Below are 23539 nucleotides of genomic sequence, written 5' to 3'. Positions count from 1 at the left end.
AGGCAGCCTATGGGACGGTCCCGGATCTGCGCGCAGCGTGAAGAACGCTGCAGCGCGTCCGGGACACGGGGAGAAAGCCCCGTCTGTATCCGCAACCTCAATGCGCGCCGTGCGCCATGGTCGAGGCGCCGTGGCCCCAGACATAGATGCTGATGAACAGGAACAGCCAGACCACGTCGACGAAATGCCAGTACCAGGCGGCGAATTCGAAGCCAAGGTGCTGGGTCGGGGTGAAGTGCCCGGCATAGGCGCGCATCAGGCAGACGGTGAGGAAGATGGTGCCGACCAGCACGTGAAAGCCGTGGAAGCCGGTGGCCATGAAGAAGGTGGCGCCGTAGATGTTGTCGGCGAAGGAGAACGCGGCATGGCTGTATTCATAGGCCTGCACGCAGCTGAAGGTGATGCCGAGCGCGATGGTGAGGATCAGTCCCCATTTCAGCCCCTTGCGGTCGTTCTGCAACAGCGCGTGATGCGCCCAGGTCACCGTGGTGCCCGAGGTCAACAGGATCAGCGTATTGAGCAGCGGCAGGTGCCAGGGATCGAAGGTTTCGATGCCCTTCGGCGGCCACACCCCGCCGAACAGCGCCTCGCGGGCGGCGTGGACCGGATCGCCGGGAAACAATGCCGAATTGAAATACGCCCAGAACCAGGCGACGAAGAACATCACCTCGGAGGCGATGAACAGGATCATGCCGTAGCGGTGGCTGATCTGCACGACCCGGGTGTGATCGCCTTTGACCTGCGCCTCGCGGATCACGTCGCCCCACCACGCCGCCATGGTGTAGAGCACGCCGATGGTGCCGGCGCCGAACAGGAACGGCGCGCCAGCGAACATGTGGTGCATCCAGGTGACGGCGCCGACCGCCATGACAAAAGCGGACAGCGAGCCCACCACCGGCCAGGGGCTCGGATCGACGAGATGATAGTCGTGGTGCTTGGCGTGCGCCGTGGCCATGGCGGTGTCTCCGTGGGCGGGGCCGGCCAGAGCCGGTGCGTGATCGGAAGCGGGCGTGGTTTGAAGCGGGGTCGGGTGATGGGACGTCGCGGAATCGGGCGCGCCAGGGGCGGCAGCGCTGAGATGGGACGGCGGAGGCGTGTCGTGATCGGTCATGAGCTCACAGCGCCCCCTTGCGGCTGTCCGGCTCGCCAGCGGCCACCGGCTTCGGCGTGGGCGCCCGGACCGGATAGAAGGTGTAGGACAGCGTGATGCTGTTGAGCCCGTCGTTCTCCGGATCGGCGGCGAGCGCCGGGTCGACGTAGAACACCACCGGCATCTCGCGGGTTTCGCCGGCGGCAAAGGTCTGCTCGGTGAAGCAGAAGCAGTTGATCTTCTGGAAATACGCCCCGACCGTCAGTGGCGCGACGTTGTAGGCGGCCTGGCCGGTGGTTTCATGCGCGGAGAGGTTGGTCACGGTATAGAACACCGTCACCACCTGGCCGATCGGGATCTCGATCTCGGTCTGTTCGGGCGTAAACTTCCACGGCAGGCCGTTGACGTTGGAATCGAACCGCACCGTGATCTTGCGCGGCAGCGGCGCAGCAATTGGTGCGGCGGTCGCGACTTGGGTGGTGCCGTTGAAGCCGGTGGCGCGGCAGAACCAGTTGTAGAACGGCACAGCGGCGTAGGACGCGCCGACCATCAGCGCCACCACCAGTCCGCAGATCGACGCCACTGTGGCATCGCGGCCAAGCCCGCGGCGCGGCACGTCGTTGCGGTTGGTCGGCTGCTCGGTCATCGCTGCGCGTGCTCCATCACATCGGCCGGACCAGCACGGCGGCGCCCTTCACCATGGTGACGGCGAAGAACAGCACCACCAGCACGCCGAGCGAAAGCGCGATCGCGATCGAACGCTCGCGCTGCGATTTCTTCTGCGCCGGGGTCAGTACCACGCCGTCGATCAACGGTGCGTTCGGGCGTTGCGAATCAATCATCGTCGCCTCCTTCACGCCAACGCGCCGATCACGCCGCGGACGATGACCTCGAGCAGCAGCACCGCGAACAGCGCGAACAGGTAGAGAATCGAGAACTTGAACAGGCTGCGGCTGGCGCGCAACGCGGCGCTGCCGTGGCGCAGCCGATACACCCGCAGCGTCAGCAGCAGCATCCAGCCGCCCAGCGCCAGCGAGGTGATGCCGTAGATCGCGTCGAAATAGCCCAGCGGCCACGGCGCGAAAGCCACAGCGACAAGCACGATGGTGTAGAGCAGGATCGAGAGCCTTGTGGCGTCGGGTCCGGCGGTCACCGGCAGCATCGGCACCCCGGCATTGGCGTAGTCGCCGGCGCGGAACAGCGCCAACGCCCAGAAATGCGGTGGCGTCCAGAAGAAGATGATGGCGAACAACAGCATCGGCTCGACCGACAGCGAGCCCGCGGCCGCGGCCCACGCCACCACCGGCGGCAGCGCGCCGGCGGCGCCGCCGATCACGATGTTCTGCGCGGTCCAGCGCTTCAGCCAGATGGTGTAGATCACGACGTAGAAGAAGATGGTGAAAGCCAGCAGGGCGGCGGCGAACCAGTTCACCAGAATGCCGAGCGTCACCACCGAGAAGAACGAAAGCACCAGGCCGAAGGTCAGCGCCTCAGGCTTGCTGACCCGGCCGCGGGGGATCGGCCGGTTGGCGGTACGGGTCATCTTGGCGTCGATGTCGTCCTCGTACCACATGTTCAGCGCCCCGGAGGCGCCCGCGCCGACCGCGATGCACAGGATGGACGTGAATGCCAGCACCGGATGGATATAGCCGGGCGCCAGCAACAGCCCGACCAAAGCGGTGAAGATCACCAGCGACATCACCCGCGGCTTCAACAGCGCGATGTAATCGGCAACGCTCGCCTCGGAGATCCGCGGCGCGGCGAACTCGATGTCGTGGCTTTCAACAACCGACAAAGCGCATCTCCCTTTTGGTTATCCGCATCCGCCGCGTCGCCGCGGTGGATGCGTCGTCTTTTTGGCTCAGCGAACCCGCGGCAGAATTTCGAACTGATGGAACGGCGGCGGCGATGACAAGGTCCATTCCAGCGTGGTGGCGCCCGGCCCCCACGGATTGTCGGCGGCCTTTTCCTTTTTGATGAACGCCAGCACCATGCCGTAGAGGAAGATCAGCACCGCGAAGCCGGAGATGTAGGAGCCGATCGAGGACACCAGATTCCAGCCGGCGAAGGCGTCTGGATAGTCGACGTAGCGCCGCGGCATGCCGGACAGGCCGAGGAAATGCTGCGGGAAGAACACCAGATTGACGCCGATGAAGGTGACCCAGAAGTGCAGCTTGCCGATGGTCTCGTTATACATGTAGCCTGTCATCTTCGGGAACCAGTAGTACCAGCCGGCGAAGATCGCGAACACCGCGCCCAGCGACAGCACGTAGTGGAAATGCGCCACCACGTAATAGGTGTCTTGCAGCACGCGATCGACGCCGGCATTGGCCAGCACCACGCCGGTGACGCCGCCGACCGTGAACAGGAAGATGAAGCCGATCGCCCACAGCATCGGCGTGCGGAATTCGATCGAGCCGCCCCACATCGTGGCGATCCAGGAGAAGATCTTCACCCCGGTCGGCACCGCGATCACCATGGTGGCGGCGACGAAGTAGGCCTGCGTCGCGCTCGACATGCCCACCGTGTACATGTGATGCGCCCAGACCACGAAGCCGATCACGCCGATCGCCACCATGGCGTAGGCCATGCCCAGATAGCCGAACACCGGCTTTTTCGAGAAGGTCGAGACGATCTGGCTGATCATGCCGAAGCCCGGCAAAATCAGGATGTAGACTTCGGGGTGGCCGAAGAACCAGAACAGATGCTGGAACAGCACCGGATCGCCGCCGCCTTCCGCGGAGAAGAACGTGGTGCCGAAATTGCGGTCGGTGAGCAGCATGGTGATGGCACCGGCCAACACCGGCAGCGCCAGCAGCAGCAGGAACACCGTGACCAGGATCGACCACACGAACAGCGGCATCTTGTGCAGCGTCATGCCGGGCGCGCGCATGTTGAAGATCGTGGTGATGAAGTTGATCGCGCCGAGGATCGAGGACGCGCCGGCGAGATGCAGCGCCAGGATCGCGAAGTCCACCGCCGGCCCGGGATGGCCGGAGGTCGACAGCGGCGCATACATCGTCCAGCCGGCGCCGACGCCGTTCGACGACGGCTCGCCCTCGACGAAGGTCGAGGTCAGCAGCAGCGCGAAGGAGGCCGGCAACAGCCAGAACGAGACGTTGTTCATCCGCGGAAACGCCATGTCGGGCGCGCCGATCATCAGCGGCACGAACCAGTTGCCGAAGCCGCCGATCATCGCCGGCATCACCATGAAGAAGATCATGATCAGGCCGTGCGAGGTGACGAACACGTTGTAGGTGTGGCTTTCGTGGAAGATCTGCACGCCGGGATACATCAGCTCGATGCGGATCGCGATCGACATCGCGCCGCCGATCAGCCCGGCGACGATCGCGAAGATCAGATACATCGTGCCGATGTCTTTGTGGTTGGTGGAATAGACGTAGCGCCGCCAGCCGGTCGGATGAGCGTGGGCGTGTTCGTCGGCGTGGTCGGAGTGAGCAACCCGTGCAGTTTCCATTACCATTGTTGTTATCCTGCCTTGCGGTCGTTCGAAACGTACGGTTCAGTCGTGCTGCGTCGCGCGGCGGACGCGGCTCATTGCGCGGCGGCGCCTGCCGAGGCGAGCGAAGATTTGGCGGCGGTGGCGGCGACCTGTTTCTTCTTCCAGGCGGCGTATTCCTCGTCGCTGACGACGCTGATCACGATCGGCATGAAGGCGTGGTCCTTGCCGCACAGTTCGGAGCACTGGCCGTAGAACTTGCCTTGCTTGGTGGCCTTGAACCAGGTCTCGTTGAGCCGGCCGGGGATGGCGTCGATCTTGATGCCGAACGAGGGGATGGCGAAGGAGTGGATCACGTCGTTGGCGGTGGTTTGCACCCGCACCACCTTGTCGACCGGCACCACCACCTCATTGTCGACCGCGAGCAGCCGCGGCGGCGTCGGCGTGATCTTGGCGCGCTCCTCGTCGGTCAGCATGATCGAGGTGAAATCGATCTTGTCGTCGGGATAGGAGAACGACCAGTTCCACTGATTGCCGGTGGCCTTGATGGTGAGGTCGGCTTTCGGAATGTCGAGCTGCTGAAACAGCAGCCGGAACGACGGCACCGCCACCGCGACCAGGATCAGCACCGGGACGATGGTCCACGCCACTTCGATCAGGGTGTTGTGGGTGGTCCGCGACGGGATCGGATTGGCCTTGGCGTTGAAACGGACCACCACGATCACCAGCAGCGCCAGCACGAACAGCGTGATGCCGGTGATCAGCCACAACAGGAAATTGTGGAACCAAATGATGTTGTCCATCACCGGACTGGCGGAGTCCTGCAGCTTGATTTCCCAAGGGGAGGGTTGGCCCAATCCGGCGAATGCGACGCCGCTGGCCGAAATTGCAATCGCTGCGAAAACCAGACTGAATACCAGCCGGCCGATCCGGCCCCTCGACATCTTCATGTCGCGCGCACTCCCTGTGATCACGTCTTCAATCTCGCTGAGCCGCGAGAGTTGCGTGTGCGCTCACAAATCGGCGATCTTTGATTATGCGAACGCTTCTTATTCCTGTTCTCAAACCATAATTTCCGTCCCCTCGCAATGCAGGATTGGACTTTAGGCGTAGGATCGCGGAGGTTTGTGCCAAGGCGGGCCGCGACATCGCGGCGCCGCCAGATCGGTACGCCGATGTGTGAACCACGCTTGACAGGCGCGCCGCCCGTTGTAGGCACTGCCCGGGATGCGTCGCCGCGGCCTGATTCGCCGTGGTCGCTATGCGTTGGCAGGTGCCTTGGTGGCGCCGTGTTTGCCGTATCAGTCCATTGACCGGATCGTCATGCCATGGGATCGACCCTGATGGGGCTTTCGAAACTTCAGCGCCAAGATAAGCGCCAGGCCAAACGCCAAGCCATCGGATCGCGCGGCGCGCCGCGTCGGCGGCTTGCCGTCGCGCTCGGTCTGGCGCTCGCCGCCGGTATTGCGGGAGGCTCCGCGGCCCAGGCCCAGGGCGCGGTGCGCTCGGTGCATGGCGATTGGCAGATCCGCTGCGACACCCCGCCCGGCGCGCAATCCGAACAATGCGCGCTGATCCAGAGCGTGGTGGCGGAAGACCGCTCCAACGCCGGCCTCACCGTGATCATTCTCAAGACCGCCGATCAGAAGAGTAAGCTGATGCGGGTGGTGGCGCCGCTCGGCGTATTGCTGCCGTCGGGGCTCGGGCTCAAGCTCGACAACGCCGATGTCGGCCGCGCCGGCTTCGTGCGCTGCCTGCCGAACGGCTGCGTCGCCGAAGTAGTGATGGACGACAAGCTCTTGGGCCAGCTGCGCACCGCCAAGACCGCAACCTTCATCATCTTCGAGACCCCGGAAGAAGGCATCGGCTTCCCGCTCAGCCTGAACGGCATCGGCGAGGGTTACGACAAGCTGCCATAAGGGCGCCGACTTCGCGTCGCCTCAACGCGTCTCGTCGTCGTTCCAGAGATGTTGAATCGTCATCCTGAGGTGCTTCGCCGCAGCGCGTCAGCGCGGCGACGAAGCCTCGAAGGATGCCGCCGCGAGGAGGGTCGTCGGAAGGCCTTGTCCGCAGCCCATCCTTCGAGACGCCGGGCTTCGCTCTGCGAGCTCAACCCGGCTCCTCAGGATGACGCGGGAATGTGTGGCCGCGGGGATGCTGCCGTCCCGCCGTGCTCACGGGGAGCTCTTGGCAACCCCTCGCAGAACGCCGGCACAGCACCTATCTTGGGAGCCAGCCATCAGGGAACAGCGAACATGACCCAATCCGCCACCACCTCGCTCCTCGACCGCGCCAAGCTCGACCGCGACGCCGTGCGCGGGGAAATCGCCCGCGGCTTGCAGGGCGCCGACGATGGCGAGCTGTTCCTGGAATATCGCCAGTCCGAAGCCCTGATGTTCGACAATGGCCGGCTGAAGCAGGCCACCTACGACACCGCACAGGGCTTCGGCCTGCGCGCCGTGAAGGACGACGCGGTGGGCTACGCGCATTCCTCCGACATGTCGCTGAAGGCGTTGATTCGCGCCGCCGACGCGGTGGCGGCGGTGCGCGGCGGCTACAGCGGCAACCTGGCCGCGGCGCCGGCGCACAGCAATGTGCGGCTCTATGGCGACGACAATCCGCTGGAAGCCCCGGGCTTCGAGGCCAAGGTCAAGCTGCTCGCCGAGATCGACGCTTACGTTCGCGAAAAGGATCCGCGGGTGCGGCAGGTTTCGGTGTCGCTCGGCGCCACCTGGCAGGTGGTGGAGATCCTGCGCCCCGACGGCGAGAGCTATCGCGACATCCGCCCCTTGGTGCGGGTCAACGTTTCCGTCGTCGCAGGCCAGGGCGACCGGCAGGAAAGCGGCAGCAAGGGCTATGGCGGCCGCGAAGGCTATGCCCGCTTCATCGACAGCAAGGCCTGGCGCGACGCCGCCGACGGCGCGATCCGCGAAGCGCTTGTCAATCTGGACTCGGTGCCGGCTCCGGCCGGCGAGATGGACGTGGTGCTCGGCCCCGGCTGGCCCGGCGTGATGCTGCACGAGGCGGTCGGCCATGGGCTCGAGGGCGATTTCAACCGCAAGCAGACCTCGGCCTTCGCGGGCCTGATGGGCCAGCAGGTCGCGGCGAAGGGCGTCACCGTGGTCGATGACGGCACCATTGCTGCAAGACGCGGCTCGCTGTCGATCGACGATGAGGGCACGCCGACCAGCCGCACCGTGCTGATCGAGGACGGCATTCTGGTCGGCTACATGCAGGACCGCCAGAACGCCCGGCTGATGAACATGCAGCCTACCGGCAACGGCCGCCGCGAAAGCTACGCGCATCTGCCGATGCCGCGGATGACCAACACCTACATGACCGAAGGTGCGCGCGATCCCGCGGAAATCCTCGCCTCGGTGAAGAACGGCATCTTTGCTGCGAATTTCGGCGGCGGCCAGGTCGATATCACCTCCGGCAAATACGTCTTCCAATGCACCGAGGCCTATCGCATCGAGAACGGCAAGCTCGGCGCGCCCTTGAAGGGCGCGATGCTGATCGGCAACGGCCCGACCGACCTGCATCGCATCTCGATGATCGGCAACGACGTGCAGCTCGATTCGGGCATCGGCACTTGCGGCAAGAACGGTCAGGGCGTGCCGGTCGGCGTCGGCCAGCCGACGCTGCGGATGGACCGCATCACCGTCGGCGGCACCGGTTAGATGAACCTGCAAGCCCACCCGATGATGGCGACGGCGCGGCGCTGGTCATCGCAGTTGGTGCAGCTCACCGCGGTGGTGGCGGTGGTGCTGGTCGCCAAGGGCGCGATCGCCGAGCCGTTCTACGTGCCGTCGGCGTCGATGGAGCCGACGCTGCTGATCGGCGACGCGCTGCTGGCGTCGAAATTTCCCTATGGCTATTCCTCGGCCTCGCTGCCGATCCACGTCGCGGTGCCGCAGACCGGACGGCTGTTCGGCGCCACGCCGCAGCGCGGCGACGTCGTGGTGTTCCGCTGGCCCGGCGACCGCTCCCAGGTCTGGGTCAAGCGCGTGATCGGGCTGCCCGGCGATCGCATCGAACTGCGCGGCGGCCAAGTCTGGATCAACGGCGTCGCTACTGCAATCAAGCCGGACGGCATCGGCGAAGCCGAGGACGACAGCGGCGGCACCGAGCCGGCGCGGCGCTATGTCGAAACGCTGCCGGGCGGCGTGTCGCACCCGGTGTTCAAGCTGTTCGACAACGGCCGGCTCGACAACACGCCGGAGATCACCGTGCCTGCGGGTCGGCTATTCGTGATGGGCGACAACCGCGACAATTCCGCCGACAGCCGGGTGCCGGTGGGCCAAGGCGGCGTCGGGCTGCTGCCGATCGACAATCTGGTTGGTCGCGTGGATTCGGTGGTCGGTTCCTGGGACCCCGGCGTGCGCAGCCAGCCGATCACCACCTGGCTATCCGGCTTCCGCGTCGCACGGTTTTTTACCGGGGTGCATTGAGCGTGGCGTTGCCTCGAAGGCCGCCTTTGTTCGACTGATTCGTTTTATTGATTGCTTCGCTCAATCAAAAACGAGGCGTCATTCCGGGGCGCGAGGGCGTAAGCCCGAGCGAGCCCGGAATCTCGCAACACAATTGGACTTGTCGTCCGCGCTCACTGTGCCCGCAGCAAGATTCCGGGTTCACTCGCAGCTTCGCTGCTCGCGCCCCGGAATGACGGCCTTCTTTGGATGAGCCGCACAGTTCCAATCAAACTCTGCTCTGGATCAACCACAGCTGATCTGCCCGAGCGCCGGATCGGAGCCGTGGATCGCCAGCAGATTGAGCCCCATCGGAAACACCTGGTAGCCGAGCTCGGTGACGAAAGCCCGCAGCTCGGTTTCGTTGGACTTGATCTTCTCGATCATCAGCTGCGGCCGGAACTGGCGCAACGACGCCGCGGCGCCGGTCAGCGCCTCGATCTCCATGCCTTCGATGTCGATCTTGATGAGATCGAGCCGCGGCAGCGCCATGCCGTCGATGCTCACCAGTTTTGTCTCGATCGTCGCCGCATCCGAGTAGTCGATCTCCTGGCCGATATATTCGGTGCTGTCGCGCTGGCGAATCTCCAGGCTGCCGAAGCTCGACGGCACCAGGTAGTTCGGCTTCGGCACCCGGATGTGGCCGTCCTGCGCGCCGACCGCTGCCCACAGCGCGCGCGCGTTCAGGCAATTGTTCAGGGTGATATTGCCGGCCAGCGCGTAGAACACCCGCTCCTGCGCTTCGATCGCGATGACCTCGCCCCAGCCCTGCATCAGCGCCGACCATTCGATGGTGTGGACGCCGATATTGGCGCCGCAGTCGATCGCCACCACGCCGTCGCCGAAATGCTTGCGCCTTGTTTCCAGCAGCCGCAGCGCGATGTCGACCTCGTCCGGGTCGAACGCCGACCGCGTCAAAAGCTGGTAGCCGACCCCGAAGCCGCCGCCCGGCGTCAGCCGATAGTCGAAGCGGTTGACCAGCATCGATCCATGCGCGGTGGACACCATCACGAAGGCGGCGGGGCGGGCGGCGGAAGCGTTCATCGGGTGCGGGACCTGGAATGAAAAGGCGAGGTGACGCCTCGCCGTCGTGACGTGGGAGCGGCGTTGTGCTCGCAGGCGTGCCGTTTCGCGCGTCGTCGATTGATTATACGCGGCGGCCGATCAAATCAGGCGTGGCGCGGGCCGCTTCGGCGGCGGGCTCTCTGCGCTGCCCCGTCTCGATCAACAACGAGGTGTCATTCCGGGCGCGAGCAGCTTTGCTGCGAGCGAACCCGGAATCTCGCAACACAACGGACCGCGGCCCGCGCCGACGGTCGCCGCAGCAAGATTCCGGGTTCGCTCGGGCTTTCGCCCTCGCGCCGCGGAATGACGGCTTTTTGTGTGCGGGGCCGATAACACGACGAAAAACAGCAAGGCGCTGCGAGCGTCGGCAGCGCAGCGAAAACCTTCAGGGCCCTCGCGCCGCTACGGGCAGGTCGGTGGGGTGTCGTCGCTCCATTCCGGCGGCGCGGCGCTGAGGTCGTCGATGCCGAGCAGTCCGATGGCGCGCAGCGCCATGTGGTCGATCATCTCGCTTAAAGTTTGCGGCCGCTGGTAGAACGCCGGCGCCAGTGGCGCGACGATCGCGCCATATTCGGTGACGGCCGCCATCGAACGCAGATGGCCGAGGTGCAGCGGGCTTTCGCGCACCAGCAGGATCAGTTTGCGGCGCTCCTTCAGTTGCACGTCGGCGGCCCGCGTCAGCAGCGTGTCGAGATTGCCGGTGGCGATCGCCGACAGCGAGCCGATCGAGCACGGCGCCACGATCATGCCGGCGGTGCGGAACGAGCCCGAGGCGATCGAGGCGCCGATGTCCCCGATGTCGTGGTGGCGGTCGACCAGGTCTGCGGCGCGTGCCAGCGCGTGGTGGCCGACCTCGTAGGCGATGGTGCGCTCCGCCGCCTTGGTGACGACGAGATGCAGTTCGCAGGCGCCGGTGGAGGCCAACAGTTCGACGATGCGGATACCGACCGCGGCGCCGGAAGCGCCGCTGATGCCGACGACGACGCGGGGAATGCTCATCGCACCATCTTACGTTGCGGCAGCGCCGGTCCCAGCCCGAGCGACGACCACATCGCATCGACCCGCTGCAACACGGCGGGATCCATGGTCAGCACCTCGCCCCATTCGCGCTGCGTCTCGGCGCCGATCTTGTTGGTGGCGTCGATGCCCAATTTGCCGCCGAGGCCTGACTTTGGCGAGGCGAAATCCAGATAATCGATCGGGGTGTCGGAGATCGACACCATGTCGCGCGAGGTGTCGCAGCGGGTGGAGACCGCCCACATCACGTCGGCCCAGTCGCGCACGTCGATGTCGTCGTCGACGATGATCAGCAATTTGGTATAGCTGAACTGCGGCAGCATCGACCACAGCCCCATCATCAGCCGACGCGCCTGGCCGGGGTAGCGTTTCTTGATCGACGCCACCGCGATCCGGTACGAGCAGGCCTCCGGCGGCAGCCAGAGGTCGACGATTTCGGGAAACTGCCGCTTCGCCACCGGCAGGAAGATGTCGTTGAACGCCTCGCCAAGCCGTGACGGCTCGTCCGGCGGCCGCCCGGTATAGGTCGACAGATAAATCGGATCTTTACGCGTGGTGATCGCGGTGACGGTCAGCACCGGAAACTGCTCGACCGAATTGTAATAGCCGGTGTGGTCGCCGTACGGCCCCTCCGGCGCGGTCTCGGTGGCCGAGACGATGCCCTCGATGACGATCTCGGCGTCCGCCGGCACTTGCAGCGGCACGCTGACGCAAGGCACCAGCACCGGCCGCTCGCCGCGCAACAGCCCGGAGAATTTGATTTCGGAAAGATCTTCCGGCAGCGGCAGCACGGCGGAGAGGATCATCGCCGGATCGGCGCCGATCACGATCGCCACCGGCATGTCGCGGCCCTGCTTCTGCCACTGGTGGTGGTGCTTGGCGCCGCCGCGATGCGCCAGCCAGCGCATGATCAGGCGGTCGCGGCCGAGCACCTGCATGCGATAGACCCCGACATTGTCGGCGCCGCCGCTGTGCTCCGGCGGTTTGGTGAACACCAGCCCCCAGGTGATCAAGGGCGCGGGCTCGTTCGGCCACGGGATCTGCACCGGGAGGCGGCCGAGATCGACGTCGGCGCCGCTCCACACCACGCTCTGCGCCGATGCGGATTTCGCAGTCTTCGGCCGCATCGCCAGGGCGGCGCGGGCCATCGGCAATTTGCTGAGCGCGTCGGACAGGCTCTGCGGCGGCACCGGCGCGCGCATTTCAGCCAGCGTCTCGCCGAGGTCGCCCAATTTGTCCGGCGTAATGCCGAACCCGCAGGCCACCCGCTCCACGGTGCCGAACAGATTCACCAGGATCGGCATTTCGGACGGCGTGCCGTCCGCCTTGATCGGGTTCTCGATCAACAGCGCCGGGCCGTTGTCGGCCAACACACGGCGGTGGATTTCGGTGAGATCGTGCACCACAGACACCGGTCTGCGGATTCTGACCAATTGACCGCGGGACTCAAGATACGCCATGAACGCGCGCAAGTCCGGGAAGGGCGGTTTAACGCGGTTCAGCATGTGGTCTCCGTGGGACAGCACTGGTCAGCACGCAGGCCAGGTGCTGTCTTTGATCTTGCGCAAAGAACTTCCTTCCCCGGCGATGGTAACGAGATCTTTCAAAGGTGGCTCATGTCGGTATCCAATTCCTCCGTCACTAGGATGCCAGTGCCGCTTGCGCTGGCGGCGCGCGTCCTGCCGTTGTTGCCATTGCAGGTGTTGCTGAACATCTGCCTCGGCGAAATCCGTTCACGGCATCCCCGCATTTTCGATCGTCTCGGTTCGCACACCAGCAAGCGGTATGGGCTCGAGCCCACCGACCTGCCGATTGCCTTCGTGCTGGAGCCGCGGCGGATGAATCCGCGAATCACCGCGGTGCGCACACTGCCGTCCAATCTTGATGCCCGGATCGCCGGGCCGCTGTCGGCGCTGATCGGCATGACCGACGGCTCCTATGACGGCGACGCGCTGTTCTTCTCGCGCGACATTCACGTCGACGGCGACATGGAGGCGGTGGTCGCGCTGCGTAACGCGATCGACGACTCCCGCGTCGATTTTCTCTCTGAATCGGTGGTCTGGCTCGGGCCGCTCGCAGCGCCGATCGAACGGCTGCTGCGGAGCATCGTCGGCTCCTCGTCGCTCCGCCATGAAATGGGCGCCGGTGGCGGAGGATAATCCATGGAATTGATCTGTCCGGCGGGCACGCCGTCGGCTCTGCGCGATGCGGTCGCGGCGGGCGCCGACGCGATCTATTGCGGCTTCAGCGACGAAACCAATGCGCGGAATTTCCCGGGGCTGAATTTCAGCCGCGCCGAAATGGCCGAATCGATCGCCCACGCCCATGACGAAGGCGCCATGGTGCTGGTGGCGATCAACACCTTCGCGCGCGCCGGCGGCTTCGAGCTGTGGCAGCGCGCGGTCGACGACGCGGTCGACGCCAAGGCCGACGCCTTGATCGTCGCCGATGTCGGCGTGATGGAATATGTGGCGCGCGCCCATCCGCAGCAGCGGCTGCACGTCTCGGTGCAGGCCGCCGCCGCCAATCCGGACGCCATCCAGTTCTATGTCGACCGCTTCAACGCCAAGCGCGTGGTGCTGCCGCGCGTGCTCAGCGTGCCGGAGATCGCGGCGATCGCCAAGGTGGTGAAGTGCGAGACCGAAGTGTTCATCTTCGGCGGGTTGTGCGTGATGGAAGAAGGCCGCTGCTCGCTGTCGTCCTACGCTACCGGCAAGTCGCCGAACATGGACGGCGTGTGTTCGCCGGCGAGCCACATCCAGTATCGCGAAGAGAACGGCATGCTGGTGTCGCGGCTCGGCGAGTTCACCATCAACAAATTCGCCAATGGCGAGGCCGCGGCCTATCCGACGTTGTGCAAGGGCCGTTACCAGACCTCGGAGGGCGCCGGCTATCTGTTCGAGGATCCTTCCAGCCTCGACGCCACCACGATGCTGCCGGAACTGAAAAAGGCCGGCGTGTCGGCGCTGAAGATCGAAGGCCGCCAGCGCGGCCGCGCCTATATCGAGCGGGTGGTGCGCACCTTCCGTCAGGCGCTGTCCGCGCTCGACCAGGGGCTGCCGATTCCGAGCGACGCCTTGCGCGGGCTCAGCGAGGGGCAGTCGACCACGGTCGGCGCCTACAAGAAGACCTGGCGATAAAGACCCGACACCCAATCCCGGCGATTTCGCCGGACCGAGATTTGAGACAATAGAACTGGCGACACGGCGATGGGCGAAGCGAACCAACACAAAGCGGGGCCGGAGATGAAGCTCACACTTGGACCGGTGCTTTACAACTGGAAGCCCGAGGCGTGGCGCGACTTCTATTTCCGGATCGCCGAGGAAGCCCCGATCGACACCGTGGTGGTCGGCGAGATCGTCTGCTCGAAGCGCTCGCCGTTCATCGCCGAGCACATTCCGGCGGTGGTGGAGCGGCTGTCGGCCTGCGGCAAGGACGTGGTGATGGGGTCGCTGACGCTGATGTCGCTGACCCGCGAGCGCAACGCGATGGCCGAACTCGCCGCAGCACCGGAACTGACCATGGAGGTCAACGACCTGTCTTGCCTCGGCATGCTTGGTGATCGGCCGCACGCCATCGGGCCGTTCGTCAACATCTACAACGAGGCCACCGCGAAGTATTTCGCCTCGCACGGCGCCAAGCGGATCTGTCTGCCGCCGGAATTGCCACTGACCGCGATCCGCACCATCGCCGCGGCGTTGCCCGACGTCATCTTCGAGGTGTTCGGCTTCGGCCGCGCGCCGCTGGCGATTTCGGCGCGCTGCTATCACGCGCGGCTCAACAAGCTGTCGAAGGACAATTGCAAGTTCGTCTGCGAACAGGATCCGGACGGGCTGGCGGTGTTCACGCTCGACAACGAGCCGTTCCTGGCGATGAACGGCGTGCAGACGCTGTCCTATGCCTGCACCAGCGTGCTCGGCGAAATCGACGATCTCACCGAGGCCGGGGTGCGCTCGCTGCGGCTGTCGCCGCAGCAATGCGACATGGTCGAGGTGGCCAAGGTGTATCGCGACGTGATCGACGGCAAGCGCAGCGTCGCCGAAGGCGCCGCGGCACTGACGACCATCTATCCGGTTCCGGTCGCCAATGGTTTTCTCTATGCCAAGCCCGGTTCGACGTTCATCACCAACGTCACCGAGGCGCAACGGACTGCCAGGGCGCTCTGATACGCCAAACGCCGCGCCGTGAGGCGGCGGCAGCGGTCGGATCCGAACCCTTGAGGGGGATTAGCGATGGCCGACCCAAGCGCAGACGGCGATTCGCTCGAACTGGTCGAGCGGATGCGGATCGTGATCCAGGGCACCAATATGGACGGCCACTGCCGGGAGATGCTGTCCTCGGCATTCGACCGCTTTCTCACCATGGAAGCGCGCCGGCTGTCGAAGCGGCTGCTGCACCGGGTGCGCGGCCAGCGCGAGCGGATCGCCGCGATCGTGACGCTGCTGTCGGAGCTCGACCAGGTCAACGAGAACGAAAGCGACCGCAGCGTGTTCGCCGAAATGGCATTGTTGTTCGACGAAATCAGCCTGACCGCGGTCGCGGGCTCGGCGGCGCTGCGCGAGATCGACCGCGTCAAGGCCGAGTTTCCGCAGGAGGACCGCGCCGAGCCGATCGAAGAGCCGATCGCGCAATGGTCGCCCGGCTGCGCCACGCCGACGAAGTAGTTCGCCGCCCGGCGGGGTGATCGCAATCACGGCCGCGCAATCGCGAGACGAATCTTGCTTGAGTTTCTTTGGTGGGGATTCGTCAGGCGTTGAGGCCAAGCTTTACAGGCAAAGCACTTCGCCTAACGCAACGGCAGCGCGCTCCCCTCCCCTTGCGGGGAGGGGTCGGGGGTGGGGGGCCGCACATCGACGCGTCGATGCCGTGACGAGACGACGTCGACACGCGTTTCACGCATTCAGCTGGGAAAAATTGGCCGGGTAGGTCGTGCCCGTTGACCCCCACCCCCGACCCCTCCCCGCAAGGGGGAGGGGAGCAAAGGGGCTCGGCGTCGTCGCAGCCGTTATTTCTCGGCGTCGTCGCAGCCGCTACTTCAGCGGCCGCAAGATCCGCGTCAGTTCGCCGTGAACGAATTCGTTGCCGCAGACCACGTTGCCGGTTTTCAATAGATCACCGCCGTCGATCTCGCCGACGGTGCCGCCGGCCTCGCGGATCATCACGATGCCGGCCGCGATGTCCCAGGCCTGCAGGTTGCGTTCCCAGTAGCCGTCGAAGCGGCCGGCGGCGACCGCCGCCATGTCCAGCGACGCCGCGCCGAAGCGGCGGAAGCCCGCCACTTTGGGCTGCAGCGCGCCCATTTCCTTTTGCGCCAGCGCGAAATCGCCGCGGCCGATATGCGGCAGCCCGCAGGCGATCACGCATTCGTTGAGCTGGCGACGGCCGGCGACGCGCAGCCGCTGGTCGTTGAGGAAGGCGCCGCCGCCGCGCTCGGCCATGTACAGCTCGTCATTGGCCGGATTGTAGATCAGCCCGGCGATGATCTGGTCGTCGCGCTGCAGGGCGATCGAGATCGCGAACTGCGGAATGCCGTGCAGGAAGTTGGTGGTGCCGTCGAGCGGGTCGACGATCCAGGTATGGCTCTTGTCGGTGCCTTCGCGGATGCCGCCTTCCTCGCCGAGGAAGCCGTAGCCGGGTCGCGCCTTGGTGAGGTCGCTGTACAGCATCTCCTCGGCGCGCTTGTCGGCCAGGGTGACGAAATTCGCCGGCCCCTTCATCGACACCTGAAGATTCTCGACCTCGCCGAGATCGCGTTTGAGGCTGCGGCCGGCGCGACGCGCGGCCTTGACCATGATGTTCATGAGGGCGGAATGCAGCATGATCTCGCTCGGGACGACCTCAAACGGCCAAATCTACAAACGGCCAGGTCTTTTCGGGGAATGGGACCGATGGGGTGCCCTGCCGGGGGGGCGGCGTCAAGGGCGCATCACTTGGTGCCGAGCCATTTGCGTGCCGCGGCGTCGACTTTGGCGCGATCCTCGGGGGTGAGCTGGGCCAACGCCTCGTCGAGCATCAGGTCGCCCTTGCCGGCGGTTTTCGAGACCACATGCCATTTCAGTCCTTCCAGGCGGTCTTCCGGCGGGCCTTTGCCGGTGAGCAGCACGCGGGCAAGACGGTTCTGCGCGATCGGGTTGTTCTGCCGGGCCGCCTTGCGCAGCAGCGCCACCGCGGCGACCTCGTTCTTCGGCGTGCCGGTGCCGTTGTACAGCGCGATGGCATATTCGACCTCGGCGTCGACGTTGCCGGACAAGGAGGCCGCCTGCAAGAGCCGCACCGCCTGATCGAGGTTCTTCTCGACGCCGGTGCCTTCCTTGTAGAACGTCGCCAGCGCGTATTGCGCCTCCGCGTTGCCGGCGTCGGCGGCCAGCCGCAGCAATTCGGCGGCGCGGCGGGTGTCCTGCGGGAAGGTCTGGCCGTCGAGATAAAGCAGCGCCAGATTATAGGCCGCCTTCGGATTGCCGAGCTTGGCGGAGGAGGCGAGCCAGCGCGCGGCGTCCTCGCGATTGGCCGGGGCGCCGCCGCGGCCGGCCAACCGCAGCATCGCCAGCGCGAACATCGCTTCGCGGTCACCCAATTCGGAGGCGCGCTGATACCACTCCGCGGCCTTGGCGTAGTCGCGCTTGACCCCGAGCCCCGAGGAGTAGAGTTCGCCGAGCATGGTCATCGCCTTGGGGTCGCTGTAGTCCTCGGCGCGGCGGGTGGCGAGATCGAACGCGGTCTTGTAATGCCCGCGCTGATAGGCGCCGAACACCAGGTCGACCCGGGATTCGTCGATCGGCTCAGCGGGCTCAGCCGGCGGCTCGCCGGGTTTCTTGGTGGCGGAGGTCGCCGGTTTCGACGGCGGCTTGGTGGCCTCGGCGGGCTTTGGCTTGGTGGGCGTCGCGACCTGCGGCTTCACCGCAGGTCTTGCCGGTGCGGGTTTCGCCGGAGCGGTCTTGGGTTTTTGCTGCGGTGCGACCGGAATCGGCGCCGGCGGCGTCAGCGAGATCTGCGCCTGCGCCGGTTGCGCCAGCAGCGCACAGCCGAGCAACATCGCCGTCCTCTGCAGCGCCGTCCGCAACCTCATTGCTGACCGACCTTGGCCGGTCCCGCGAGCGACGCCAGCAGCGATTGATAGCCTTGCGCGATCGCGGCGCGGGCGTCGCCCAGCGCGGCATCGGCGCCGCGCGGATCGTCCCAGATCATGTCGCCGACCAGCACGAAATCGGCGCCCGCGGCGGCGAAGTCCTGCGCCTCGGCGAGCGTCGCGGCGTAGCCGACGCAAGGCGGCTCGAACAATTCGGCCCACCATTGCAGCCGCTCGGCGATGGCGTCCTGCGCCGGCCGCTGGCCGTCGGCATCGGGTTCGCCGAACAGCACGTAGTCGGCGCCGGCTTCGCCCGCCAGCATCGAATCATGCCGGGTGCGCAAGCCGCCGACGCCGGCGATGCGGTCGGGCTGCAATTCCGGCAGATGCTCCTGCATCGCCTCGACGCCGGTCAGATGCGCGCCATCGGCGCCGGAGCGCGCCACCAGCTCGGGATGGCCGTCGAGCAACAGCGCCGCGCCGGCATTCTGCACCGCCGGCGCCAGCGTCTTGGCGCGCGAGATCATGCCGCGCTGATCGGTGAGTTTCAGCCGCAGCAACAGCGCGGCCACCTGATGGGTTGCGATCAGGCCGGGCAGCGTCGCGGCCAGCGCCGCGACGTCGTCGAGCATGGCAGTGGCAAGATAGAGCCGCGGAGCCGGCGGCGGTGGGGCAGGTTTGGCGGCCATCGGGGTTCAAGCAGCCTTGTTGTGTTCGAGCTCGGGCGCCCATTCGCCTTTGCTGGCGAGCGAGTTCATCCGGGCGCGATGGGTGAAGGCCTGCTGACCGGCGGCGACGTTGTCCGGCTTGCCGGACCACGCTTGTTGCGGCGCGGCCTGCAGCGCGCGGCCATAGGAGAAGGTCACGGACCACGGCAGGCCGCCGATTTTGTTGATGGCGTCAAGATGCGCGGTGGCGTCCTGGTCGGATTGCCCGCCGGACAGGAACGCGATGCCCGGCACCGCCGCCGGCACGCAAGCCTTCAACAGCCGCACGGTCTTTTCGGCGACCTCGTCGAGTGTGGCCTGTTTGGCGGATTTCTTGCCGGCCACCGCCATGTTCGGTTTCAGGATCATGCCTTCCAACGCGACTTTCTGGAAATACAGCTCCTGGAAGGTTTCCTTGAGCACGAATTGCGTCACCTCATAGCAGCGATCGATGTCGTGGTCGCCGTCCATCAGCACCTCCGGCTCGACGATCGGCACGATTTGGGCGGCCTGACACAGCGCCGCATAACGCGCCAGCGCATGAGCGTTGGCGTGGACCGCGGCATAGCTCGGAATTGCCTGGCCTGAAGAATTTTGGCCGATGTCGATCACCGCGCGCCATTTCGCGAACCGCGCGCCCTGCTTGTAATATTTCGCCAGCCGCTCGGCGAGCTTGTCGAGCCCCAGCGTGATGGTTTCTCCGGGGCAGTTCGGCAAGCCCTGGGTGCCCTCGTCGACCTTGATGCCGGGGATCGCGCCGGCCTGCTCGATCAGCTTGATCAGCGGCGTGCCGTCCTTGCCGTCCTGCCAAATGGTCTCGTCGTACAGGATCACCCCGGAAATGGCCTGTGTCATCGCCTGTTTGGAGCGGAACAGCATTTCGCGGTAGTCGCGGCGGGATTGTTCGGTCGAGGTGACGCCGATGGCGTCGAACCGCTTCTTGATCGTGCCGCCGGATTCGTCGGCGGCCAGCAGCCCCTTACCGGGCTGCACCATGGCTTGCGCCACCTTGTTGAGGTCAGAGAGATTCATTGACGTCTCCTGAAGGGTGTCATGGTCGGAAATGCGACGGATGTCAGACGAAACCCAGGAAAATCGCAAGCGCGCGATTGACCGCGGTCATCTCGGCGTCGGACAGGCGGCCGATCCGGCGCGAGACCCGTCGCAGCGCCACGGCGGTGATCTTATCGACCATCACCTGCGAGGTCTGCATCAAGCTATTGCTCGGATCCGGCTCGATCGGAATCCGCAGCGCCGGCACGTCGCGCAATTCAGTCGTCAAAGGCAGCACTGCGAGGGACGGAATATCCGCGAAGGCGTCCGCTTGAACGACCACCGCCGGCCTCGGCTTGCCAAAGTCTCCTTGCATCACGACAAGAACGATATCGCCGCGGGTCACTTCCAGCCTTCAGCGTCGTGCCAGTGCTCCAGTTCCGCGAGAATCGTCTGCTCCTGCGGATCGTCTTTGAGGCTGAGGCATTGCCGCCGAATATCCGCCTTGAACTCTGGCGAATGGACGTCAGGGACCCAAAGCGTCACCGGCTTCAGGCCCATCGCCTTCATCTTGTCGCGGTGCTTGCGGACCCGCTTGGCGGCGTCGCTGCGCTTCGCGGCCTCGGTCGGCTTGGTCTTGTCCTCCATGGCGGATCTCCCGGGAGCGTTACATGTAACATACTCCCGGGCCGACCCCGCTTCAAGACGCGCGGCTCATTGCGGCCGCAGCACCTCGACGCCGGGCAACGGCTTGCCTTCCATCCATTCCAGGAAGGCGCCGCCAGCGGTCGAGATGTAGGTGAAGTCGCCCGCGACGCCCGCTTGGTTGAGCGCTGCGACGGTGTCGCCGCCGCCCGCCACCGACACCAGCTTGTGCGCCTTGGTGCGCGCCGCGGCGTGCTGCGCGGCCGCCACGGTGCCGGCGTCGAACGGGTGCAGTTCGAAGGCGCCGACCGGGCCGTTCCAGACCAGGGTCGAGGCGTCGTCGATCGCGGCGTTGATTCGCGCCACCGAACGCGGACCGACGTCGAGGATCATGCCGTCGGCCGGGATCGAGTCGAGGCCATAGGCGAAGGCCGGGGCGTTGGGGGCGAAGTGATAGGCGACGGTGGCGTCGACCGGCAGGATGATCGCGCAATTGGCGGCCTCGGCCTTGGCGATGATGCGCAGCGCGGTCGGCGCCAGATCCTTCTCGCACAGCGACTTGCCGACATTGATGCCCTGGGCGTGCAGGAAGGTGTTGGCCATGCCGCCGCCGATCACCAGCGCGTCGACCTTGGTGACGAGGTTTTCCAACAGATCGATCTTGCTGGAGACCTTGGCGCCGCCGACGATGGCGATCACCGGGCGCTTCGGCGCTTCCAGCGCTTTGTTCAGCGCGTCGATCTCAAGCTGCATGGTGCGCCCGGCATAGGCCGGCAGCTTGTGGCCGATGCCTTCGGTCGAGGCATGGGCGCGGTGCGCGGCGGAGAACGCGTCGTTGACCCAGAGGTCGCCGAGCTTGGCCAATTCGTCGACGAAGGCGGGATCGTTCTTTTCCTCGCCTTTGTGGAAGCGGGTGTTCTCCAGGCACAGGATGTCGCCGTCCTGCAGCTTGGCGATCGCGGACGCCGCGACCTCGCCGATGCAATCCTCGGCGAACGCCACCGGGCGCTTCAGCACCTCGGCGAGGGCGGCGGCGATCGGTCGCAGCGATTCCTTGGGATCGGGGCCTTTCGGCCGGCCGAAATGCGCCAGCAGGATCACCTTGCCGCCCTTGTCGGCGATTTCCAGGATGGTCGGGGCGATGCGGTCGAGCCGGGTGGTGTCGGTGACCTTGCCGGCGTCCACCGGCACGTTGATATCGACGCGCAACAGCACGCGTTTGCCCTTCAGGTCGGCGTCATCGAGCGTGAGGAATGATTTTTTCATTTTCTGAGTACATTCAGTGCGAAGATGAGGATCCCGGAGCCGATGCCCCAGGTTGCGAAAATCATGGTGAGCATGGTCCAGGTGGTCGGCAAGCTAGAGAATCGCGCGTCGATGCCGTTGAGCCGGCCGTCAATGCCGGTGAGGCGGCCTTCGAGGCCGGTGAGCCGGCTTTCGATCTTTGCCAGGATGATTTCGATCGATCTCAAAGACGCTTTGACGTCTTTCATATCGTCTTCGAGGCGGGCAACGCGTTGCTCCAATATCGGATCCTCCGGGCCGCCGCTTCCCGGTGGACGACGTTCACCAGGAAACGCGACGACATTAGTCATCGGAAACCACAAGACCGTATTGGTCCGGAGCCGCCCCTAGCAAGGCCGCTTCGGAGAATTGCACCAAATGTCCGCAGTTGGTGCAGACCAGTGTGACTAAGGGTTGGGTCAACTTGATGCCGGCGAGCAGGCCGCTATCGACCTGCCCGCGTTCAAGGTGAGTTCGCTGTCCGGCGCTGGGCTCTTCCAGCAGTCCGAAGTCGCGATGCGCGCAAGCAGAACACTGAAGGTCAGGGACGCGCTTTCGAAGCGCCCGCGCCAATTCGCGGGCCTTCTCATCGCTGCGAACCCTGATCGACAAATCGTTCAAGCGTTGCCTCTCAGATCAGCTTGCCCATCGCCACGGCGGTGTCGGCCATGCGGTTGGAGAAGCCCCACTCGTTGTCGTACCAGGACATCACCCGCACCGAAGTACCGTTCTGCACCTTGGTCTGGTCCATGTGGAAGGTCGACGAATGCGGGTCGTGGTTGAAGTCGATCGAGACGTTCGGAAAGTCGGTGAAGCTGAGCACGCCCTTCAGCTCCTGCTGCGCCGCGCGGCGGATCGCGTCGTTGATCTCGTCCTTGGTGGTGGCGCGGTTGGCGACGATCTTGAGATCGACCACCGAGACGTTCGGGGTCGGCACCCGGATCGCCACGCCGTCGAGCTTGCCCTTCAGTTCCGGCAGCACCAGGCCGATCGCCTTGGCGGCGCCGGTCGAGGTCGGGATCATCGACATCGCCGCCGCCCGGCCGCGGTAGAGGTCCTTGTGCATGGTGTCCAGCGTCGGCTGGTCGCCGGTGTAGGAGTGGATCGTGGTCATGAAGCCGGTCTCGATGCCGACGGTGTCGTTCAGCACCTTGACCACCGGGGCCAGGCAGTTGGTGGTGCAGGAGCCGTTGGAGACCACCAGGTGATCCTTGGTCAGCTTGTCATGGTTGACGCCGAACACCACGGTGAGGTCGGCGCCGTCCGAGGGCGCCGAGACCAGCACGCGCTTGGCGCCGGCGGTCAGATGCAGCGCGGCCTTGTCGCGCGACGTGAAGATGCCGGTGCATTCCAGCGCGATGTCGACGTCGAGCTCTTTCCACGGCAGCGTCGCCGGATCCTTGACGGCACAGACCTTGATCTTGCCGCGGCCGATGTCGATGGTGTCGCCATCGACCGTCACGGTGCCGGGGAAGCGGCCATGCACCGAATCGAAGCGCAGCAGGTGGGCGTTGGTCTCGACCGGACCGAGGTCGTTGATGGCGACGACTTCGATGTCGTCGCGGCCGGACTCATAAATCGCCCGCAGCACATTGCGACCGATGCGGCCAAATCCATTGATCGCGACCCGAACTGCCATTCAACTTCTCCTCAAGGGCAAGACTAAGACTTTGTTGTTTGTAGCTGATGGGTCGGTTTCATGCCCTGAATGACGCCGGCTGGCAATGCGTCAATGTTGGCAGG

Annotated in this window: 26 protein-coding genes; 7 read left to right on the top strand and 19 right to left on the bottom strand. The window is 65.4% G+C overall.

Translation table 11 applies throughout. The annotated features are described in order from the left end of the window. Positions 1 to 97: 97 nt before the first annotated feature. The 6 genes from RPC_RS24030 to coxB form a co-directional block, all read right to left on the bottom strand. Positions 98 to 955: a cytochrome c oxidase subunit 3 gene (locus tag RPC_RS24030; protein WP_011475191.1), complete on the bottom strand. Its 858-nt coding sequence runs from the start codon at positions 953 to 955 to the stop codon at positions 98 to 100. A 160-nt stretch (positions 956 to 1115) separates the two neighbouring features. Continuing rightward, a complete protein-coding gene (locus tag RPC_RS24025) occupies positions 1116 to 1736 on the bottom strand; it encodes a cytochrome c oxidase assembly protein (protein WP_011475190.1) in 621 nt (206 codons plus the stop codon). A 16-nt stretch (positions 1737 to 1752) separates the two neighbouring features. Then, entirely contained in the window at positions 1753 to 1932 is a 180-nt protein-coding gene (locus RPC_RS24020) for a hypothetical protein (protein ID WP_011475189.1), read from the bottom strand. 11 nt (positions 1933 to 1943) lie between these two features. Next, the gene (locus tag RPC_RS24015; RefSeq protein WP_011475188.1) at positions 1944 to 2885 is read right to left on the bottom strand and encodes a heme o synthase; all 942 of its coding nucleotides are present in this window, start codon (positions 2883 to 2885) and stop codon (positions 1944 to 1946) included. Between the two features lie 66 nt (positions 2886 to 2951). Further along, entirely contained in the window at positions 2952 to 4568 is a 1617-nt protein-coding gene (gene ctaD, locus RPC_RS24010; RefSeq protein ID WP_041802239.1) for a cytochrome c oxidase subunit I, read from the bottom strand. Positions 4569 to 4645: 77 nt separating this feature from the next. Continuing rightward, positions 4646 to 5500: a cytochrome c oxidase subunit II gene (coxB, locus tag RPC_RS24005; RefSeq protein WP_011475186.1), complete on the bottom strand. Its 855-nt coding sequence runs from the start codon at positions 5498 to 5500 to the stop codon at positions 4646 to 4648. Between the two features lie 393 nt (positions 5501 to 5893). On the opposite strand from coxB, the gene RPC_RS24000 reads away from it, so the two are divergent. From RPC_RS24000 to lepB, 3 genes are all read left to right on the top strand, one after another. Continuing rightward, positions 5894 to 6469: an invasion associated locus B family protein gene (locus tag RPC_RS24000; RefSeq protein ID WP_011475185.1), complete on the top strand. Its 576-nt coding sequence runs from the start codon at positions 5894 to 5896 to the stop codon at positions 6467 to 6469. Positions 6470 to 6805: 336 nt separating this feature from the next. Continuing rightward, positions 6806 to 8230 (top strand): metalloprotease TldD, encoded by a 1425-nt coding sequence (gene tldD / locus RPC_RS23995; RefSeq protein ID WP_011475184.1) that lies wholly within the window; start codon positions 6806 to 6808, stop codon positions 8228 to 8230. Continuing rightward, positions 8231 to 9001 carry a signal peptidase I gene (gene lepB, locus RPC_RS23990; RefSeq protein ID WP_011475183.1) on the top strand — a complete coding sequence of 257 codons (771 nt, stop codon included), beginning with the start codon at positions 8231 to 8233 and terminating at the stop codon, positions 8999 to 9001. Positions 9002 to 9265: 264 nt separating this feature from the next. Here lepB and RPC_RS23985 read toward each other — a convergent pair whose 3' ends face one another. The 3 genes from RPC_RS23985 to RPC_RS23975 form a co-directional block, all read right to left on the bottom strand. Continuing rightward, a complete protein-coding gene (locus RPC_RS23985; protein WP_011475182.1) occupies positions 9266 to 10063 on the bottom strand; it encodes an FkbM family methyltransferase in 798 nt (265 codons plus the stop codon). Between the two features lie 423 nt (positions 10064 to 10486). Further along, positions 10487 to 11083 (bottom strand): UbiX family flavin prenyltransferase, encoded by a 597-nt coding sequence (locus RPC_RS23980; protein ID WP_011475181.1) that lies wholly within the window; start codon positions 11081 to 11083, stop codon positions 10487 to 10489. Continuing rightward, complete coding sequence (locus tag RPC_RS23975) at positions 11080 to 12606, bottom strand: UbiD family decarboxylase (RefSeq protein ID WP_011475180.1); 1527 nt, start codon at positions 12604 to 12606, stop codon at positions 11080 to 11082. Before RPC_RS23975 ends, RPC_RS23980 begins: the two co-directional genes overlap by 4 nt. 111 nt (positions 12607 to 12717) lie before the next feature. Between RPC_RS23975 and ubiT the strand changes: the two genes are divergently transcribed. The 4 genes from ubiT (at position 12718) to RPC_RS23955 (ending at position 15765) form a co-directional block, all read left to right on the top strand. Beyond that, on the top strand, positions 12718 to 13260 hold the full coding sequence (gene ubiT, locus RPC_RS23970; protein WP_011475179.1) for a ubiquinone anaerobic biosynthesis accessory factor UbiT: 543 nt from the start codon (positions 12718 to 12720) through the stop codon (positions 13258 to 13260). 3 nt (positions 13261 to 13263) lie between these two features. Then, complete coding sequence (ubiU, locus tag RPC_RS23965; protein ID WP_011475178.1) at positions 13264 to 14241, top strand: ubiquinone anaerobic biosynthesis protein UbiU; 978 nt, start codon at positions 13264 to 13266, stop codon at positions 14239 to 14241. A gap of 105 nt (positions 14242 to 14346) precedes the next feature. Beyond that, positions 14347 to 15267, top strand: coding sequence for a U32 family peptidase (locus RPC_RS23960; RefSeq protein WP_011475177.1), 921 nt, complete (start codon positions 14347 to 14349; stop codon positions 15265 to 15267). 66 nt (positions 15268 to 15333) lie between these two features. After that, entirely contained in the window at positions 15334 to 15765 is a 432-nt protein-coding gene (locus tag RPC_RS23955) for a hypothetical protein (RefSeq protein WP_011475176.1), read from the top strand. Positions 15766 to 16131: 366 nt separating this feature from the next. Here the strand turns inward: RPC_RS23955 and RPC_RS23950 are convergent, their stop codons facing one another. From RPC_RS23950 to gap, 10 genes are all read right to left on the bottom strand, one after another. Then, positions 16132 to 16920, bottom strand: a complete 789-nt coding sequence (locus RPC_RS23950; RefSeq protein WP_011475175.1) for an inositol monophosphatase family protein — start codon at positions 16918 to 16920, stop codon at positions 16132 to 16134. Between the two features lie 107 nt (positions 16921 to 17027). Next, positions 17028 to 18167: a Sel1 repeat protein gene (locus RPC_RS23945; protein WP_041802238.1), complete on the bottom strand. Its 1140-nt coding sequence runs from the start codon at positions 18165 to 18167 to the stop codon at positions 17028 to 17030. Continuing rightward, complete coding sequence (locus RPC_RS23940; RefSeq protein ID WP_011475173.1) at positions 18164 to 18856, bottom strand: thiamine phosphate synthase; 693 nt, start codon at positions 18854 to 18856, stop codon at positions 18164 to 18166. Before RPC_RS23940 ends, RPC_RS23945 begins: the two co-directional genes overlap by 4 nt. A gap of 6 nt (positions 18857 to 18862) precedes the next feature. Continuing rightward, complete coding sequence (locus RPC_RS23935; RefSeq protein WP_011475172.1) at positions 18863 to 19906, bottom strand: class I fructose-bisphosphate aldolase; 1044 nt, start codon at positions 19904 to 19906, stop codon at positions 18863 to 18865. Between the two features lie 43 nt (positions 19907 to 19949). After that, positions 19950 to 20273, bottom strand: a complete 324-nt coding sequence (locus tag RPC_RS23930; RefSeq protein ID WP_041802237.1) for a type II toxin-antitoxin system PemK/MazF family toxin — start codon at positions 20271 to 20273, stop codon at positions 19950 to 19952. Continuing rightward, positions 20270 to 20515 carry an antitoxin MazE family protein gene (locus tag RPC_RS23925; protein WP_011475170.1) on the bottom strand — a complete coding sequence of 82 codons (246 nt, stop codon included), beginning with the start codon at positions 20513 to 20515 and terminating at the stop codon, positions 20270 to 20272. The genes RPC_RS23930 and RPC_RS23925 overlap by 4 nt, the downstream gene beginning before the upstream one ends. A gap of 66 nt (positions 20516 to 20581) precedes the next feature. Beyond that, a complete protein-coding gene (locus RPC_RS23920; protein WP_011475169.1) occupies positions 20582 to 21778 on the bottom strand; it encodes a phosphoglycerate kinase in 1197 nt (398 codons plus the stop codon). After that, the gene (locus RPC_RS26645; protein ID WP_011475168.1) at positions 21775 to 22107 is read right to left on the bottom strand and encodes a hypothetical protein; all 333 of its coding nucleotides are present in this window, start codon (positions 22105 to 22107) and stop codon (positions 21775 to 21777) included. Before RPC_RS26645 ends, RPC_RS23920 begins: the two co-directional genes overlap by 4 nt. After that, positions 22100 to 22417, bottom strand: a complete 318-nt coding sequence (locus RPC_RS23910; RefSeq protein WP_011475167.1) for a hypothetical protein — start codon at positions 22415 to 22417, stop codon at positions 22100 to 22102. The genes RPC_RS26645 and RPC_RS23910 overlap by 8 nt, the downstream gene beginning before the upstream one ends. A gap of 10 nt (positions 22418 to 22427) precedes the next feature. Then, positions 22428 to 23435, bottom strand: coding sequence for a type I glyceraldehyde-3-phosphate dehydrogenase (gene gap / locus RPC_RS23905; protein ID WP_011475166.1), 1008 nt, complete (start codon positions 23433 to 23435; stop codon positions 22428 to 22430). Between the last annotated feature and the right edge of the window lie 104 nt (positions 23436 to 23539).

This window comes from Rhodopseudomonas palustris BisB18, assembly GCF_000013745.1.
GTDB classification, from domain to species: Bacteria; Pseudomonadota; Alphaproteobacteria; order Rhizobiales; family Xanthobacteraceae; genus Rhodopseudomonas_A; species Rhodopseudomonas_A palustris_F.
This window is presented reverse-complemented; position numbering and strand designations above follow the sequence as displayed.

What these genes read in the sequence shown, in the direction of transcription:
- RPC_RS24030 (WP_011475191.1), bottom strand. Translation starts at nt 955, where the DNA reads ATGGCCACGGCGCACGCCAAGCACCACGACTATCATCTCGTCGATCCG.
- RPC_RS24025 (WP_011475190.1), bottom strand. Translation starts at nt 1,736, where the DNA reads ATGACCGAGCAGCCGACCAACCGCAACGACGTGCCGCGCCGCGGGCTT.
- RPC_RS24020 (WP_011475189.1), bottom strand. Translation starts at nt 1,932, where the DNA reads ATGATTGATTCGCAACGCCCGAACGCACCGTTGATCGACGGCGTGGTA.
- ctaD (WP_041802239.1), bottom strand. Translation starts at nt 4,568, where the DNA reads ATGGAAACTGCACGGGTTGCTCACTCCGACCACGCCGACGAACACGCC.
- coxB (WP_011475186.1), bottom strand. Translation starts at nt 5,500, where the DNA reads ATGAAGATGTCGAGGGGCCGGATCGGCCGGCTGGTATTCAGTCTGGTT.
- RPC_RS24000 (WP_011475185.1), top strand. Translation starts at nt 5,894, where the DNA reads ATGGGGCTTTCGAAACTTCAGCGCCAAGATAAGCGCCAGGCCAAACGC.
- tldD (WP_011475184.1), top strand. Translation starts at nt 6,806, where the DNA reads ATGACCCAATCCGCCACCACCTCGCTCCTCGACCGCGCCAAGCTCGAC.
- lepB (WP_011475183.1), top strand. Translation starts at nt 8,231, where the DNA reads ATGAACCTGCAAGCCCACCCGATGATGGCGACGGCGCGGCGCTGGTCA.
- RPC_RS23985 (WP_011475182.1), bottom strand. Translation starts at nt 10,063, where the DNA reads ATGAACGCTTCCGCCGCCCGCCCCGCCGCCTTCGTGATGGTGTCCACC.
- RPC_RS23980 (WP_011475181.1), bottom strand. Translation starts at nt 11,083, where the DNA reads ATGAGCATTCCCCGCGTCGTCGTCGGCATCAGCGGCGCTTCCGGCGCC.
- RPC_RS23975 (WP_011475180.1), bottom strand. Translation starts at nt 12,606, where the DNA reads ATGCTGAACCGCGTTAAACCGCCCTTCCCGGACTTGCGCGCGTTCATG.
- ubiT (WP_011475179.1), top strand. Translation starts at nt 12,718, where the DNA reads ATGTCGGTATCCAATTCCTCCGTCACTAGGATGCCAGTGCCGCTTGCG.
- ubiU (WP_011475178.1), top strand. Translation starts at nt 13,264, where the DNA reads ATGGAATTGATCTGTCCGGCGGGCACGCCGTCGGCTCTGCGCGATGCG.
- RPC_RS23960 (WP_011475177.1), top strand. Translation starts at nt 14,347, where the DNA reads ATGAAGCTCACACTTGGACCGGTGCTTTACAACTGGAAGCCCGAGGCG.
- RPC_RS23955 (WP_011475176.1), top strand. Translation starts at nt 15,334, where the DNA reads ATGGCCGACCCAAGCGCAGACGGCGATTCGCTCGAACTGGTCGAGCGG.
- RPC_RS23950 (WP_011475175.1), bottom strand. Translation starts at nt 16,920, where the DNA reads ATGCTGCATTCCGCCCTCATGAACATCATGGTCAAGGCCGCGCGTCGC.
- RPC_RS23945 (WP_041802238.1), bottom strand. Translation starts at nt 18,167, where the DNA reads ATGAGGTTGCGGACGGCGCTGCAGAGGACGGCGATGTTGCTCGGCTGT.
- RPC_RS23940 (WP_011475173.1), bottom strand. Translation starts at nt 18,856, where the DNA reads ATGGCCGCCAAACCTGCCCCACCGCCGCCGGCTCCGCGGCTCTATCTT.
- RPC_RS23935 (WP_011475172.1), bottom strand. Translation starts at nt 19,906, where the DNA reads ATGAATCTCTCTGACCTCAACAAGGTGGCGCAAGCCATGGTGCAGCCC.
- RPC_RS23925 (WP_011475170.1), bottom strand. Translation starts at nt 20,515, where the DNA reads ATGGAGGACAAGACCAAGCCGACCGAGGCCGCGAAGCGCAGCGACGCC.
- RPC_RS23920 (WP_011475169.1), bottom strand. Translation starts at nt 21,778, where the DNA reads ATGAAAAAATCATTCCTCACGCTCGATGACGCCGACCTGAAGGGCAAA.
- RPC_RS26645 (WP_011475168.1), bottom strand. Translation starts at nt 22,107, where the DNA reads ATGACTAATGTCGTCGCGTTTCCTGGTGAACGTCGTCCACCGGGAAGC.
- gap (WP_011475166.1), bottom strand. Translation starts at nt 23,435, where the DNA reads ATGGCAGTTCGGGTCGCGATCAATGGATTTGGCCGCATCGGTCGCAAT.